Source organism: Micromonospora sp. WMMD714 (assembly GCF_029581315.1).
GTDB classification, from domain to species: Bacteria; Actinomycetota; Actinomycetes; order Mycobacteriales; family Micromonosporaceae; genus Micromonospora; species Micromonospora rifamycinica.
This window is the reverse complement of sequence record NZ_CP120744.1, coordinates 81,362-94,747: the sequence shown is the minus strand read 5'-3', so window position 1 is coordinate 94,747 and position 13,386 is coordinate 81,362. Positions and strand designations below refer to the sequence as shown.

General features: G+C 72.8%; 14 protein-coding genes. 11 read left to right on the top strand and 3 right to left on the bottom strand.

Going from position 1 to position 13,386, the window contains the following annotated elements; translation table 11 throughout:
* Positions 1 to 96: 96 nt before the first annotated feature.
* The 6 genes from O7625_RS00430 (at position 97) to O7625_RS00405 (ending at position 5,057) form a co-directional block, all read left to right on the top strand.
* Positions 97 to 384 carry a GlsB/YeaQ/YmgE family stress response membrane protein gene (locus O7625_RS00430; RefSeq protein ID WP_067311224.1) on the top strand — a complete coding sequence of 96 codons (288 nt, stop codon included), beginning with the start codon at positions 97 to 99 and terminating at the stop codon, positions 382 to 384.
* Positions 385 to 589: 205 nt separating this feature from the next.
* Positions 590 to 877: a transglycosylase gene (locus tag O7625_RS00425; protein WP_067311227.1), complete on the top strand. Its 288-nt coding sequence runs from the start codon at positions 590 to 592 to the stop codon at positions 875 to 877.
* Positions 878 to 1,176: 299 nt separating this feature from the next.
* Positions 1,177 to 2,466, top strand: a complete 1,290-nt coding sequence (locus O7625_RS00420) for a sugar ABC transporter substrate-binding protein (RefSeq protein WP_282343483.1) — start codon at positions 1,177 to 1,179, stop codon at positions 2,464 to 2,466.
* A complete protein-coding gene (locus tag O7625_RS00415) occupies positions 2,463 to 3,449 on the top strand; it encodes a sugar ABC transporter permease (RefSeq protein ID WP_282343481.1) in 987 nt (328 codons plus the stop codon). The genes O7625_RS00420 and O7625_RS00415 overlap by 4 nt, the downstream gene beginning before the upstream one ends.
* Positions 3,450 to 3,465: 16 nt before the next feature.
* A complete protein-coding gene (locus O7625_RS00410) occupies positions 3,466 to 4,296 on the top strand; it encodes a carbohydrate ABC transporter permease (protein WP_067311237.1) in 831 nt (276 codons plus the stop codon).
* Between the two features lie 119 nt (positions 4,297 to 4,415).
* Positions 4,416 to 5,057: an MOSC domain-containing protein gene (locus tag O7625_RS00405; RefSeq protein WP_282343479.1), complete on the top strand. Its 642-nt coding sequence runs from the start codon at positions 4,416 to 4,418 to the stop codon at positions 5,055 to 5,057.
* Between the two features lie 99 nt (positions 5,058 to 5,156).
* On the opposite strand, the gene O7625_RS00400 is transcribed toward O7625_RS00405, so the two are convergent.
* Complete coding sequence (locus O7625_RS00400) at positions 5,157 to 6,020, bottom strand: hypothetical protein (protein ID WP_282343477.1); 864 nt, start codon at positions 6,018 to 6,020, stop codon at positions 5,157 to 5,159.
* A 96-nt stretch (positions 6,021 to 6,116) separates the two neighbouring features.
* Complete coding sequence (locus O7625_RS00395; protein ID WP_282343475.1) at positions 6,117 to 6,899, bottom strand: enoyl-CoA hydratase-related protein; 783 nt, start codon at positions 6,897 to 6,899, stop codon at positions 6,117 to 6,119.
* A gap of 19 nt (positions 6,900 to 6,918) precedes the next feature.
* Between O7625_RS00395 and hemW the strand changes: the two genes are divergently transcribed.
* Positions 6,919 to 8,142 (top strand): radical SAM family heme chaperone HemW, encoded by a 1,224-nt coding sequence (gene hemW / locus O7625_RS00390; RefSeq protein ID WP_282346748.1) that lies wholly within the window; start codon positions 6,919 to 6,921, stop codon positions 8,140 to 8,142.
* Positions 8,143 to 8,279: 137 nt separating this feature from the next.
* Here hemW and O7625_RS00385 read toward each other — a convergent pair whose 3' ends face one another.
* On the bottom strand, positions 8,280 to 8,882 hold the full coding sequence (locus O7625_RS00385) for a DUF4870 domain-containing protein (protein WP_067311264.1): 603 nt from the start codon (positions 8,880 to 8,882) through the stop codon (positions 8,280 to 8,282).
* A 236-nt stretch (positions 8,883 to 9,118) separates the two neighbouring features.
* On the opposite strand from O7625_RS00385, the gene hrcA reads away from it, so the two are divergent.
* The 4 genes from hrcA (at position 9,119) to O7625_RS00365 (ending at position 13,220) form a co-directional block, all read left to right on the top strand.
* Positions 9,119 to 10,141: a heat-inducible transcriptional repressor HrcA gene (gene hrcA, locus O7625_RS00380; RefSeq protein WP_067311251.1), complete on the top strand. Its 1,023-nt coding sequence runs from the start codon at positions 9,119 to 9,121 to the stop codon at positions 10,139 to 10,141.
* A gap of 73 nt (positions 10,142 to 10,214) precedes the next feature.
* Entirely contained in the window at positions 10,215 to 11,360 is a 1,146-nt protein-coding gene (gene dnaJ / locus O7625_RS00375) for a molecular chaperone DnaJ (RefSeq protein ID WP_282274015.1), read from the top strand.
* Positions 11,361 to 11,664: 304 nt separating this feature from the next.
* Positions 11,665 to 12,399, top strand: a complete 735-nt coding sequence (locus tag O7625_RS00370) for a 16S rRNA (uracil(1498)-N(3))-methyltransferase (RefSeq protein ID WP_282343473.1) — start codon at positions 11,665 to 11,667, stop codon at positions 12,397 to 12,399.
* A 461-nt stretch (positions 12,400 to 12,860) separates the two neighbouring features.
* Positions 12,861 to 13,220 carry a histidine triad nucleotide-binding protein gene (locus O7625_RS00365; protein ID WP_282343471.1) on the top strand — a complete coding sequence of 120 codons (360 nt, stop codon included), beginning with the start codon at positions 12,861 to 12,863 and terminating at the stop codon, positions 13,218 to 13,220.
* Positions 13,221 to 13,386: the final 166 nt, after the last annotated feature.

Here is a 13,386-nt window from a genome sequence, read left to right as displayed (position 1 = left end):
GCTGAGTCGGTTTGGTTTTCCGGCGGGTCGGGAACCTAGCTGTCACGACAGGAACCACACATACCGTGTGACTCAATCTTCAGGAGGAGGGCGACCGTGGAGTTCACCGTCTGGGGCATCATCACCGCGCTCGTTGTTGGTCTCATCGTCGGCGCTCTGGGCCGTCTGGTCGTGCCGGGCCGCCAGAACATGCCGATCTGGCTGCACATGCTGATCGGCGTGGGCGCCGCCCTGCTGGGCACCGTGCTGGCCCGGGCGATGGGCATCGCCACGGAGACCGCCGGCATCGACTGGACCGAGCTGCTGGTGCAGGTCGTCCTCGCCGCCATCGCCGTGGCCCTGGTGGCCGGCGTGGGTCGCCGCCGCGGCGTCAGCCACCGCTGACCAGTCGTACCGCATCCGCTCAGCGGGCGCCCGCACCCCTCGGGGTCGGGCGCCCGCTCGCGTCCGTGCCCGGTGCCGGCGGCGGTCGAGGATCTCGACCGGATCGTTATCCGAGCCGGTTTGGAAATTCTCCGCTTCGGGAACCTAACGATCACCACAGCACCAACAACTCACCGAATGACATATCGAGAGAAGGAGGACGGTCGTGGAGTTCACCGTCTGGGGCATCATCACCGCGCTCGTCGTCGGCCTCATCGTCGGCGCGCTGGGCCGCCTGGTCGTGCCGGGTCGGCAGAACATGCCGATCTGGATGCACCTGCTGATCGGCGTGGGCGCCGCGCTGCTGGGCACCGTGCTGGCGCGGGCGATGGGCATCGCGACCGTCACCGCCGGGATCGACTGGGCCGAGCTGCTGGTGCAGGTCGTCCTCGCCGCCATCGCGGTGGCCCTGGTGGCCGGCGTGGGCCGGCGTCGGGGTGTCAGCCACCGCTGACCCGCCCGCCGGTCGCTGACCGGCCGCCACGTACCACCCAGCGGATGCCCGCCCCCGGTTCGGGGGCGGGCATCCGCTCGTCCGCGTCCGGTCCTGTTCGGACCCGACCGGCTCTGGCAGGGCTGCCTGAGCGACCCCCGGCTGCGATACCGTCGCCTCGCCGGACGCTCCCGGCGGGCGTCAGCGGCGGCCGGCAACGGTCCGTAGCCGGACGGGCACCACCCCCTGTCGTAAAGGAAATTTTCCTACTAGGGTGCGGCTGAGAAGGTTAGTGCCGGACGGTGCGAGGGAGAAGTGGCGTGAACAGGTGGAAACGGCTGGCTCCGGTCACCGCCGTCGTGGCCTCGGCCGCGATGGTGCTCGCCGGTTGCGGTGGTTCCGGCGACGACGAGGCCGCCGACGACAGCAAGCTGACGGTCTGGATGATGGGCGAGGGCAGCGCCGCCCAGACGTCGTTCCTCGACGGCGTGGAGACCGAGTTCCGGCAGCGGCACCCCGACACCGACGTGGTGGTCCAGTACGTCCCCTGGTTGGAAGCGCCGAAGAAGTTCCAGGCGGCGCTCGCCGGCGGCGACGGCCCGGACGTCACCGAGCTGGGCAACACCGAGACCCAGGGCTGGGCGGCCCAGGAGGCGCTCGCCGACGTCTCCGGCCGCTTCGGCAGCTGGGCCGAGGGCAAGGACGTCCTGCCGGACCTGGTACGCAACGCCCAGCTCGACGGCAAGCAGTACGGCGTCCCCTGGTACGCCGGGGTGCGCGCCGTCTACTACCGCACCGACTGGTTCGCCGAGGCCGGCGTGCAGCCGCCGAAGACCTGGGACGAGCTGGTCTCGGTCGCCAAGGCGGTGCAGGCCAAGAAGCCCGGCACCTACGGCATCGCCCTGCCCGGCAACTCCGAGCTGCCGTTCTACTCCTTCCTCTGGGGTGCCGGCGGCGAGATCGCCACCGACCAGGGCGGCACCTGGAAGTCCGGTTACACCAGCCCGCAGGCGCAGCGGGCGGTGAAGTTCTGGACCGACCTGGTGACCGTGCACAAGGTCGCCCCGCCCGCCGCCGCCGGCTGGAACGAGATCGACGCGCGGACCCAGTTCGCCACCGGCAAGGCGGCGATGGCCTTCGCCGGTAGCTGGCAGGCCGGTGCGATCAAGAAGGACAACCCCGAGATCGAGAAGGTCTGGGGCACGTTCCCGATCCCCGGCCCGGACGGCGAGCCGGCCCCGGCCTTCGCCGGTGGCTCCGACCTCGCCCTCTGGCGGGACAGCAAGCGGCAGGATCTGGCCTGGGACTACCTGACCGTGCTGCTGAACAAGAAGAACGCCCAGACCTTCGCCAGCAGCCTGGGATTCTTCCCGGTCTATGCCGACCTGGTACGGGGCGGGGGCTACGCCGACGACAAGCTGATGGCGGCGTTCGCCAGCACGATGCAGCGCACCCGGGTGACCCCGCTGACCCCGAAGTGGGTGGAGGTCAGTCGGACGAAGACGGTCACCCAGGCGATGAACAGCTCGGTGATCAAGGGGCAGAAGTCGGTCGAGCGGGCCACCGCCGACGCCGCCGCCGAGATGGAAAGCATCCTCAACGCCAAGTGAGCACCCTGACCGAGCGCAGCCGGACGGACGCCGCGCGGGAGACCCCCGCGCGGCGGCGGCCCCGGGTGGACCGCCTGCCGTACCTGCTCCTGCTGCCCTGCCTGGTGGTGGTCGGGGTGCTGCTGCTGTGGCCGCTCGGCCAGGTGGTGGCGATGTCGTTCTTCAAGCTGGACAACGTCCGGCAGTTGCGCGGCGACCGGGAGTGGCCGTTCGTGGGGTGGGCCAACTACGCCCAGATCCTCGGTGACCCGTTCTTCCGTACGGTGCTGCGCAACACGGTGCTCTTCGCGGCGGCGAACGTGCTGCTGACGATGGTGCTGGGCACCCTGGTCGGGTTGCTGCTGCACCGGCTCGGCCGCCGGATGGCCACCTTCGTGGCCAGTTGCGTGATGCTGGCCTGGGCCACCCCGGCGCTGACCGGCACGATCGTCTGGAAGTGGATCTTCGATGACACCTCCGGCCTGGTCACCTGGGCGTTCAACGCCCTGCCCGACGGGCTGTCGCAGGCGATCTTCGGGCGCACCGACTGGTCCGGCTACGGCTGGTTCAACGCGCCGCTGCTGTTCTTCGCGATCCTCACCCTGGTGGTGGTCTGGCACTCCTTCCCGTTCATCGCGGTGAGCGTGCTCGCCGGGCTCAAGAGCGTGCCGGACGAGCTGCACGAGGCGGCCCGGGTCGACGGGGCCGGGCCGTGGACGGTGTTCTGGAAGATCACCTTCCCGTTGCTGCGGCCGGTCTTCGGCATCCTCGTGGTGCTCTCCACGATCTGGGACTTCAAGGTCTTCACCCAGCAGTTCGTGCTGGCCGGCGGCACCCAGGACCGGCCGACGTTCATGCTCTCCCTCTACTCGTACGCCGAGGCGTTCTCGCCGCCGCCCAGGTACGGCGTGGGTTCGGCCATTGCGGTCGTCCTCACGCTGATCCTGCTGCTGGTGACCGGCCTGTACGTCCGGATGGTGCTCAGGCAGGAGGACGGGTCGTGAAGAAGGAGGACGGGTCGTGAAGAAGGTCGCCCTCAACGGCGCCGGCCTGCTGGTGGCGCTGTTCGCCGCGTTCCCGGTCTACTGGATGGTCGCCACCTCGCTGAAGCCGAACCGGGAGATCTTCTCGGCCACCCCCCGGCCGGTGCCGGCGCACCCCACCCTGGAGCACTACCGGGAGATCCTCACCGGCAACCTGATCCCCGGCGTGACCTTCGCCGACTTCTTCGGCAACAGCGTGCTGGTGGCGGTGAGCACCGTCCTGCTCAGCGGCCTGGTCGCGCTGCTGGCCGCGACGGCGGTGGCCCGGTTCCGGTTCCGGCTGCGGACCAGCTTCCTGATCATGCTGCTGGTGGTCCAGATGATCCCGCTGGAGGCGCTGGTCATCCCGCTGTTCCTGATGATCCAGCGGCTCGGCCTCTACAACACCCTGCCCAGCCTGGTCCTGACCTACCTGGGCTTCTCGCTGCCGTTCGCGGTGTGGATGCTGCGCGGTTTCGTCGCGGCGGTGCCGAAGGAGCTGGAGGAGGCCGCCGCGATCGACGGGGCGAGCCGGTCACAGATCTTCCGGAAGGTCCTCTTCCCGCTGGTCGCGCCCGGGCTGGTGGCGACCAGCATCTTTTCCTTCATCACCGCCTGGAACGAGCTGATCTTCGCGCTGACCTTCGTCAACGACCAGAGCCGGTACACCCTCCCGGTGGCGATGACGTTCTTCTTCGGCCGGGACGACACCGCCTGGGGTTCGGTGATGGCGGCCTCCACCCTGTTCACCCTGCCGGTGATCGTCTTCTTCCTGCTGGTCCAGCGGCGGATGGTCACCGGCCTGGTGGCCGGCGCCGTCAAGGGCTGATGGCGACCGGCCTGGTGGCCGGCGCCGTCAAGGGCTGAGGTGGCCACCGGCCTGGTGGCTGGCGCCGTCGAGGGCTGAGGCGCACGGCGGCGGACCGCCGGGGGTCGTAGGCTGAGATCATGACGGGCAGGGTGGCGGCGGTGAATATCGGCGTGGTGACCGAGGCGCGGTGGGCGGGCGCCGCGAGCGGGCGCAGCGGCATCGACAAGCGGCCGGTCGACGGCCCGGTGTCGGTGCGCGCCGACGGCGTGGCCGGTGACTTCATCGGCGAGCGTGCCCACCACGGCGGCCCCGACCAGGCGGTCTACGCCTACGCGCAGGAGGACGCGCGGTGGTGGGCGGCCGAGCTGGGCCGCGACGTCCGCCCCGGCGGGTTCGGGGAGAACCTGACCACCTGGGCGGTGGACGTGACCGACGCGGTGATCGGTGAACGCTGGGCGGTCGGGTCGACGCTGCTCCAGGTGACCAAGCCGCGTACCCCGTGCACCACCTTCGCCGGCTTCTGGGGGGTGCCCGACCTGATCAGGCGGTTCACCGTCGGGGCCAGACCGGGGGCGTACCTGCGGGTGCTGCGGGCGGGCGTGGTCACCGCCGGGGATCCGGTCGAGGTGGTGGACCGCCCGGCGCACGGGGTGACCGTCGGCGAGGTGTTCCGGGCGATGAGCCTGGAGCCGGAGCTGCTGCCCCGGCTGCTCACCGCCGACGAGCTGCCCGGGCCGACGATGGACAAGGTCCGCCGCCGGTTGACGGCCCCCGGCTGACCCCACCGCACCGGCCCGCCACCGGGCTCAGGCCCGCCACCGGGTTCAGGCCCGCCGCTGGGTTCAGGAAAACCGCCGGCTTCAGGAACGCCGCCGGTTTCAGGCCGGGTCGGCGAAGACCTCGGCCAGCACCCGGGCGCCGGTGGGCCGGTCGTCGGACACCTTCGCCCACCGGCCGTTGTCGGCGCTCCACTCCAGGCCGTCGAAGCGGACCCGCTTCACCCCGTGGTCGGGGGCGTGCGAGACCAGCCAGTGCGCGTACCGCCAGCCGTCGCGGGCGTCCGTCGCGGGCACCGTCACGTCGGTCAGCTCGGCCACCACACCGGCGTCGGGCAACCCCCAGTCCAGGGTGAGGCCGCGGGTCAGCTCGGCCGCCGCCTCCTGCCCGCGCATCACCGGGGTACGCCCGACCGTGCAGGCCACCGCGCCGGTCGCCTCGCCGAGCAGGGCCCGGGCCAGCACCTGGGACTCGTCCGCCCACTTCTGGTACGCCTTCGGGTACGCCGACCGCTGCACCGCCTGGGCGGCGTCGGTGACCTCCATCCGCTCCCAGCCACGGACCTTCTTCAACGCCTGGTAGAACCGCTTCGCCGCGTACCGTTCGTCGCGGATCTGGTCCGGGGTGCCCCAGCCCTGGCTGGGGCGCTGCTGGAACAGGCCGAGCGAGTCCCGGTCACCGTGGGCGAGGTTACGCAGCCCCGACTCCTGGTACGCGGTGGCCAGGGCGACCACCACGGCCTGCTCGGGCATCTGCCGCTGCATGCCGATCGCGGCGATGGTGGCCGCGTTGGCCATCTGCTCGGCGTCCAACCGGACGGTGCCGTCGGCCTGGACGGTGCAGCTACGGCCCGCGAGAGGAAGCCGCAGCTCCCCGTCGAGCTGTCGGACTCCCCAGCCTCCGACGATGGCGAACAACGCCACCACGACACCGGCTGCCACGAATGTCCGCGTCCGCACCCGCACCTCCTGTTTCGGCGTTCGCCTAGCGTACGTCGCCGAGTCGCGCTCCCGGGTCGGTCGACCGGTTCACGTTCCCGCGCGGAATCGGAAGAAACCAGGTCAATCCCGGGGCACCCAGGCCGCGTCCCGCTTCTCCCGGAACGCCGCCACCCCCTCCCGGCCCTCGTCCGACAGGAAGTAACCGGTGGAGCGGGCGGACAGCTCGGCGACCTCCGCGCGCAGGTCGGTGGCGGCCGGCCGGCGCAGCAGCTCCTTCGTCCCCGCCAGCGCCCCCGGCGCTCCCCGCACCAGCGAGGCGCAGTACCGGGCCACCGCCGCGTCCAGCTCGTCGGCCGGCACGGCGGCGGTCACCAGGCCCACCTCGGCGGCCCGTCGGCCGTCGAAGGTGTCGCCGGTCAGGTACAGCTCGGCGGCGGCCCGGGGGTGCAGCCGGGGCAGCACGGTCGCCGAGATCACCGCCGGGATCACCCCGATCCGCACCTCGGTGAAGGCGAACGTCGCCTCCCGCGCGCAGACCGCCAGGTCGGCCGCCGCGATCAGGCCCAGCCCGCCGGCCCGTGCCGGCCCGGCCACCCGCGCCAGCACCGGCTTCGGGCACTCCCGGAGGGCCACCAGCACGTCACCGAGCATCCCGGCCGGCACCGACCCGCTGGCGTACGCGGCCGCCGTCTCCTTCAGGTCGGCCCCGGAGCAGAAGACCGGGCCGGTGTGGTCCAGCACGACCATCCGGACCGCGTCGTCGGCGACCGCCGTGGCGATCCCGGCCAGCAGCTCGGTCATCAGCGCGGTGGACAGCGCGTTGCGGTTGTGCGGGCTGTCCAGGGTGAGCGTGGTCACCCCACGGGCCGTGGCGACCCGCACGAGTCGGTCGGGAGAGGTCATGCCGGGCACACTAGTGGCCATGCCCGGCGTCCTTCCAGATGGTGAGACCGTTCCCGTCGACGGCGCGCTGCCCGGCACCGCGCTGCGGGCCGTCGGTGAGCGCGGTTTCGGCGTCTACCTGCACGTGCCGTTCTGCGCCAGCCGCTGCGGCTACTGCGACTTCAACACCTACACCGCCGCCGAGCTGGGCGGGGGCGTCAGCCGGGAGTCGTACGCCGACACGGTGCTGGCCGAGCTGGCGCTCGCCGCCCGGGTGCTCGGCGACACCCCACCGCCCCGGGTCGACACGGTCTTCGTCGGCGGTGGCACCCCGACCCTGCTGCCCGCCGACGACCTGGCCCGGCTGCTCGACGGCATCGACCGCACCTGGGGGCTGGCCGCCGACGCCGAGGTGACCACCGAGGCCAACCCCGAGTCGGTCACCCCCGGGTCGCTGAAGACCCTGCGGGCCGCCGGCTACACCCGGATCTCGCTGGGCATGCAGTCCGCCGCCGCCGGAGTGCTGGCGGTCCTCGACCGCACCCACCGCCCGGGCCGGGCCGTCGAGGCCGCCCGGGAGGCCCGCGACGCCGGGTTCGACCACGTCAACCTGGATCTGATCTACGGTACGCCGGGGGAGTGCGCCGAGGACTTCGCCGCCTCGCTCGACCAGGTGGTCGCCGCCGGGGCCGACCACGTCAGCGCGTACGCCCTGATCGTGGAGGACGGCACCCGGCTGGCCGCCCGGATGCGGCGCGGTGAGCTGCCGTACCCCTCCGACGACGTGGCGGCGGACCGCTACCTGGCCGCGGAGGCCGCCCTCGACGCCGCCGGTTTCTCCTGGTACGAGGTGTCCAACTGGGCGCGCACCGAGGCGGCCCGGTGCCGGCACAACCTGCTCTACTGGACCGGCGCCGACTGGTGGGGCCTCGGCCCCGGGGCGCACAGCCACGTCGGCGGGGTGCGCTGGTGGAACGTCAAGCACCCCACGACGTACGCGCAGCGGCTCGCCGCCGGCCACTCACCCGGCCTGGCCCGCGAGGTGCTCACCCCGGACGAGATGCACACGGAGGACGTGATGCTGCGGCTGCGGCTCGCGTCCGGGCTGCCGTTGGCCGCGCTGGACGACGCGGGCCGGGCCGGTGCCGACCGGGCGCTCGCCGCCGGGCTGCTGGACCCGGTGGCCTACCCGCGGGGGCGGGCGGTGCTCACCCTGCGTGGCCGGCTGCTGGCCGACGCGGTGGTCCGTGACCTGCTGCCCTGAGCGCGCCACCGGACCGGCCGGCGGCGACACCGGGCCGACCCGTCGAGACGACCACCCGTCGACCCGCACCACCGGCCTGCGGCAGGGGCCGGCGCGCAGGCGGTACCCGGCCGGCCGGGGGAGCGGCCGGCCGGGGCTCACTTGATGAAGTTGGCGGACATCGGGTAGCGGTAGGCCTGACCCTCGTTCGCCTTCATGCCGGCGATGATCCCGAACAGGATCTGGATCACCACGACCGCGATGCTGGGCAGGAAGAGCAGGCACCAGCTCACGAAGAGCAGCACGAACGCGATGATCGACCAGAGGATCTGGAAGTTCAGCGCGGCCAGCGCCTGCGCCCGGACGGCGGGCGACTGCTGCCCGCGTACCAGGTAGGCGATCAGCGGGGCGACGAAGCCGAGCGGGCCGAAGCTGATCAGCGCACCGGCGGCCCCGCCGAAGTGCGCGACCAGCGCCCAGGTCTTGTCCTCGCTGTTGGCGTACCCGCCGGTCGGTGCGCCGTACGTGCCGGCGGTCGGATATCCGCCACCCGCCGGCGGGTAGCCACCCGGCGGGCCGTAGCCGCCCGACGGCGGCTGGTCACCGGGGGGTGGGGGATACCCCCCGGGTGGGGGATAGCCGCCCGACCCCGGGGCACCGGACAGTGGTGCGGTGGGCGGCTCGTATGGCGAGCCCTGGCCAGCGGTCGGGTCCGGCGGGAAGCCGTCCCCCGCGCCGGGCGGGCGAGGTGGTTCAGTCATGCCGTCACGGTAGGGGCTGCCGGCAAGGGCGCACCAGAGCGACACTGGTGACGTTGGCCTCGACGTTCGGTCAGCGACCGGTCCGGCCGCCCGCCGGAGCCGGCCGGACCGACGGTCCGTCGTTGATCATCGCGGCGGCGGTACTGCCGACGTAGACTGGCACTCGCTACAGTCGAGTGCCAGAGCGGTTGCCGGGGCAGCGGCTGCCCCGGTCGACGTGCACCAGGAGGTGGGAGATGGGTCTCGACGACCGCAAGCTGGCCGTGTTGCGGGCGATCGTCGAGGACTACGTCGCCACGCAGGAGCCTGTCGGCAGCAAGACGCTGGTCGAGCGGCACCAGCTCGGGGTCTCCCCGGCGACCGTCCGCAACGACATGGCGGTGCTGGAGGAGGAGGGCTACATCCGGCAGCCGCACACCAGCGCGGGCCGGGTGCCCACCGACCGCGGCTACCGCCTCTTCGTCGACCGGCTCTCCCGGGTCAAGCCGCTCAGCCCGGCCGAGCGCCGGGCCATCGAGCGCTTCCTGGTCGGCGCGGTCGACCTGGACGACGTGGTGCACCGCACCGTACGCCTGCTGGCGCAGCTCACCCGGCAGGTCGCCGTGGTGCAGTACCCGTCGCTGGCCCGGTCGTCGGTGCGCCACCTGGAACTGGTGCCGATCTCCACCACCCGGCTGATGCTGGTCATGATCGCCGACACCGGGCGGGTCGAGCAGCGGCTGGTCGAGCTGCCCGCACCGGTTCCCGCCGACGACGTCACCGACCTGCGCCGGCTGGTCAACGAAAAACTGGTCGGGAGTCGGTTGTCCGACACTCCGCCGCTGGTGCAGGCACTGGTCGACGAGAGCGCGCCGCACCTGCGCGGCGCGATGACCACCCTCTCCACCGTGCTGCTGGAAACCCTGGTGGAGCGCACCGAGGAGCGGCTCGCGCTGGCCGGCACCGCCAACCTCACCCGGGGTGGCCTGCTCGACTTCCAGGGCTCGCTGCGACCCATCCTGGAGGCGCTCGAAGAGGAGGTCGTGCTGCTCAAGCTGATCGGCGAGGCGGAACCGAGCACCACCCGGGTACTGATCGGCGACGAGAACGAGGTGGACAACCTCCGCGCCGCCTCGGTGGTCAGCACCGGGTACGGCCCGGGCAGCACCATCGTCGGCGGGCTGGGCGTGCTCGGCCCGACCCGGATGGACTACCCCGGCACCATCGCCACGGTGCGTGCCGTGGCACGCTACGTGGGCGAGCTGCTGGCCCAGAACTGACCAGTCAGGGCCGACGGCCGGCTCCGGCCGCCGACCGGCGCAACGCGAGACGAACATGAGGACACGGAACGCAGTGGCCAGGGACTACTACGGCATTCTCGGGGTGAGCCGGGAAGCCTCCGACGACGAGATCAAGCGCGCCTACCGCAAGCTGGCGCGGCAGTTCCACCCGGACGTCAATCCGGACCCGGAGGCACAGGAGAAGTTCAAGGACATCAACGCCGCGTACGAGGTCCTCTCGGACGACCGGAAGCGGCAGATCGTCGACCTGGGCGGCGACCCGCTCGCCCCGGGCGGCGGGGGCGCGGGCGGCCCCGGTGGCCCCGGCGGGGCGGGACCGTTCGTCGGCTTCCAGGACATCATGGACGCCTTCTTCGGCGGCGCGGCGGGTGGCGCGCGGGGTCCGCGCCCGCGTACCCGGCCGGGTGCCGACGCGATCCTGCGGCTGGAACTGGACCTGCACGAGACCGCCTTCGGTGTCGAGGCCCCGATCACCGTCGACACCGCCGTGCTCTGCACCACCTGCTCCGGGGCGGGCACCGCGGCCGGCACCCACCTGGCGACCTGCGAGGCGTGCGGTGGCCGGGGCGAGGTGCAGTCGGTGCAGCGCACCTTCCTCGGCCAGGTCGTCTCGGCCCGGCCGTGCACCGTCTGCCAGGGCTACGGCACCACCATCCCGCACCCCTGCCCCACCTGCGCCGGCGACGGCCGGGTGCGGACCCGCCGCTCGCTGACCGTCAAGATCCCGGCCGGGGTCGAGGACGGCATGCGGATCCGGCTGGCCCAGCAGGGCGAGGTCGGCCCGGGCGGCGGCACCGCCGGTGACCTCTACGTCGAGATCCACGAGCGCCCGCACGACGTCTACTCCCGCAAGGGCGACGACCTGCACTGCCGGGTCACCGTCCCGATGACCGCCGCCGCGCTGGGCACCCGGCTCACCATCAAGACGCTGGACAGCGAGGAGACCGTCGACGTCAAGGCCGGCACCCAGCCCGGCAGCACGCTGCGGCTGCGCGCCCGGGGCGTACCGCACCTGCGCGGCACCGGCCGGGGTGACCTCTACGTCCACCTCGACGTGCGGACCCCCACCAAGCTCGACGCCGACCAGGAGAAGATGCTGCGGGACTTCGCCAAGACCCGGGGCGAGGAGGTCGCCGAGCTGAGCAAGCAGGGCGGCTTCTTCTCCCGGATGCGCGACGCCTTCAACGGCCACGCCTGACCGCTCCGGTTTCGCCCCGGTCACGCCTGTCCGGTTCGGGTGTGCCCCGGTCACGTCGGTCCGGTCGGGGTGCGCCCGGCTGTGCGTGCCGGGTCCGGGTGCGCCCCGGCCGTGCCTGTCCGGTCCGGGTGCGCCCCGGTCACGTCTGCCCGGTTCGTGCGTGCCCCGGCCGTGCGCGCCCGGTCCGGATTCGGGTGTGCCCGGCCGAGCCTTGCCGGTCCTGGTCGGGGCAGGCGCCTGGCACGTCTGCCCGGCCGGGAGCCGGGTCGACCCGGGTGCGCCCCGGCCGGTTAGCCTGACCGTCGTGTCCGCGTCACTGTTCCTGGTCGAGTCGCTGCCCACCGCCGACCAGTTCATCCTGGACGGCCCCGAGGGGCATCACGCCGCCACCGTGCAGCGGGTACACGTCGGCGAGGAACTGCTGCTCGCCGACGGTCGGGGCGGCACCGCGGCCGCCGTGGTCACCGCCGTCGGCCGGGGCACCCTCGACCTCACCGTCACCTCCCGGGGGTACGTCGACGCGGACGTCCCCCGGCTGGTCGTGGTACAGGGCATCGCCAAGGGCGACCGGGGCGAGCTGGCGGTACAGGCGATGACCGAGGTGGGGGTGGACGAGATCGTGCCCTGGTCGGCGTCCCGCTCGGTGGTGCAGTGGCGCGGCGACCGGGGCGTACGGGCTCGGGCGAAGTGGGTGGCGACGGCGCGGGAGGCGACCAAGCAGGCCCGTCGGGCACGGCTGCCGGTGATCGCCGGGGCACCGGACGAGTCGACCACCGTGGTGGCCCGACGGGTCGCCGGGGCGGCAGCGGCGTTCGTGCTGCACGAAGAGGCCGACGAACGTCTCACCACGGTCGAGTTGCCGGCCACCGGCGAGATCGTCCTGGTGGTCGGCCCGGAAGGCGGCGTCGCCCCGACCGAACTGGCCACCTTCACCGAGGCCGGTGCCCGTTCGGTACGCCTAGGTCCGACCGTGCTGCGCACCTCCACCGCCGGCGTAGCGGCCCTCAGCGTCCTCGCCACCCGCCTCTCCCGCTGGTAACCCCACCCGCCCCCAGCTCCTCCCCGCCCGGCCTCGCCTCGTCTCCCAGCCCGGCCCCATCTCCCGGCCCGGCCCCGGCTCCTCCCGCCTGGCCCGGCTCCTCCCGCCTGGCCCGGCTCCTCCCGCCTGGCCCGGCTCCCCGCCCGGCCCCGCCCTCCCCGGTGATCAAGAGGTTTAAGCCACCCCACCACGCCCACCCCGCCCCAAATCTCTTGATCACCAACCATCAACGCCGACTGCCGCGAGGTAGCCCCGGTGATCAAGAGGTTTGGGTCGTCCTGAGGGCTTGAGGTTGACGTAAACCTCTTGATCACCGGGGAGGGCGGGGCGGGCCGGGGAGGGCGGGCCGGGCCGGGGATGGGGAGGGAGGGCGAGGGAGGGCGAGGGGGATGGGGTGGGTGGGAGAGGAGGGGTGTGGGTGGGGGAGTGGGGGGAGTGGGGGTGGTACCTAGACTGGGTGGATGGGAGACGACTGTCTGTTCTGCCGCATTGTCGCCGGGGAGATTCCGGCCACCATCGTCCGGGAGACCGGCACCACCCTCGCCTTCCGCGACATCGGCCCGAAGGCGCCGGTGCACGTGTTGATCATCCCCAAGGAGCACTACGTCGACGTGGTGACGCTCGCCCAGGGCGACCCGGGGCTGGCCGGCGAGGTGCTGGCCACGGCCGCTGCGGTGGCCGAGGACGAGGGACTGACCGGCGACGGCTTCCGACTGATGTTCAACACCGGCCCGTACGGCGGCCAGGAGGTCTTCCACGTGCACGCCCACCTGCTCGGCGGTGCCCCCCTCGGCCCGATGCTGGCCCGGGACCTGGCGTGACCCCCGCCGCGCGGGGATCTCTGCGGGTCGGTGGGCGCGGGCACGGGACGCCCGCCGGGTGGGGGCACGTGACGCCCGCCGGGTGGGGGCACGGGGCGGCCGGTGGGCCGGGGGGCGTGACGACCGGTCGGGCGGGGGACGTGACGGTCGAGGGTCGGGGCAGGTG

Excerpts from the sequence above, each read along its gene's own strand:
- O7625_RS00405 (WP_282343479.1), top strand. The coding sequence starts at position 4,416 with ATGACGGGCAGGGTGGCGGCGGTGAATATCGGCGTGGTGACCGAGGCG.
- O7625_RS00385 (WP_067311264.1), bottom strand. The coding sequence starts at position 8,882 with ATGACTGAACCACCTCGCCCGCCCGGCGCGGGGGACGGCTTCCCGCCG.
- hemW (WP_282346748.1), top strand. The coding sequence starts at position 6,919 with ATGCCCGGCGTCCTTCCAGATGGTGAGACCGTTCCCGTCGACGGCGCG.
- hrcA (WP_067311251.1), top strand. The coding sequence starts at position 9,119 with ATGGGTCTCGACGACCGCAAGCTGGCCGTGTTGCGGGCGATCGTCGAG.
- O7625_RS00395 (WP_282343475.1), bottom strand. The coding sequence starts at position 6,899 with ATGACCTCTCCCGACCGACTCGTGCGGGTCGCCACGGCCCGTGGGGTG.
- O7625_RS00365 (WP_282343471.1), top strand. The coding sequence starts at position 12,861 with ATGGGAGACGACTGTCTGTTCTGCCGCATTGTCGCCGGGGAGATTCCG.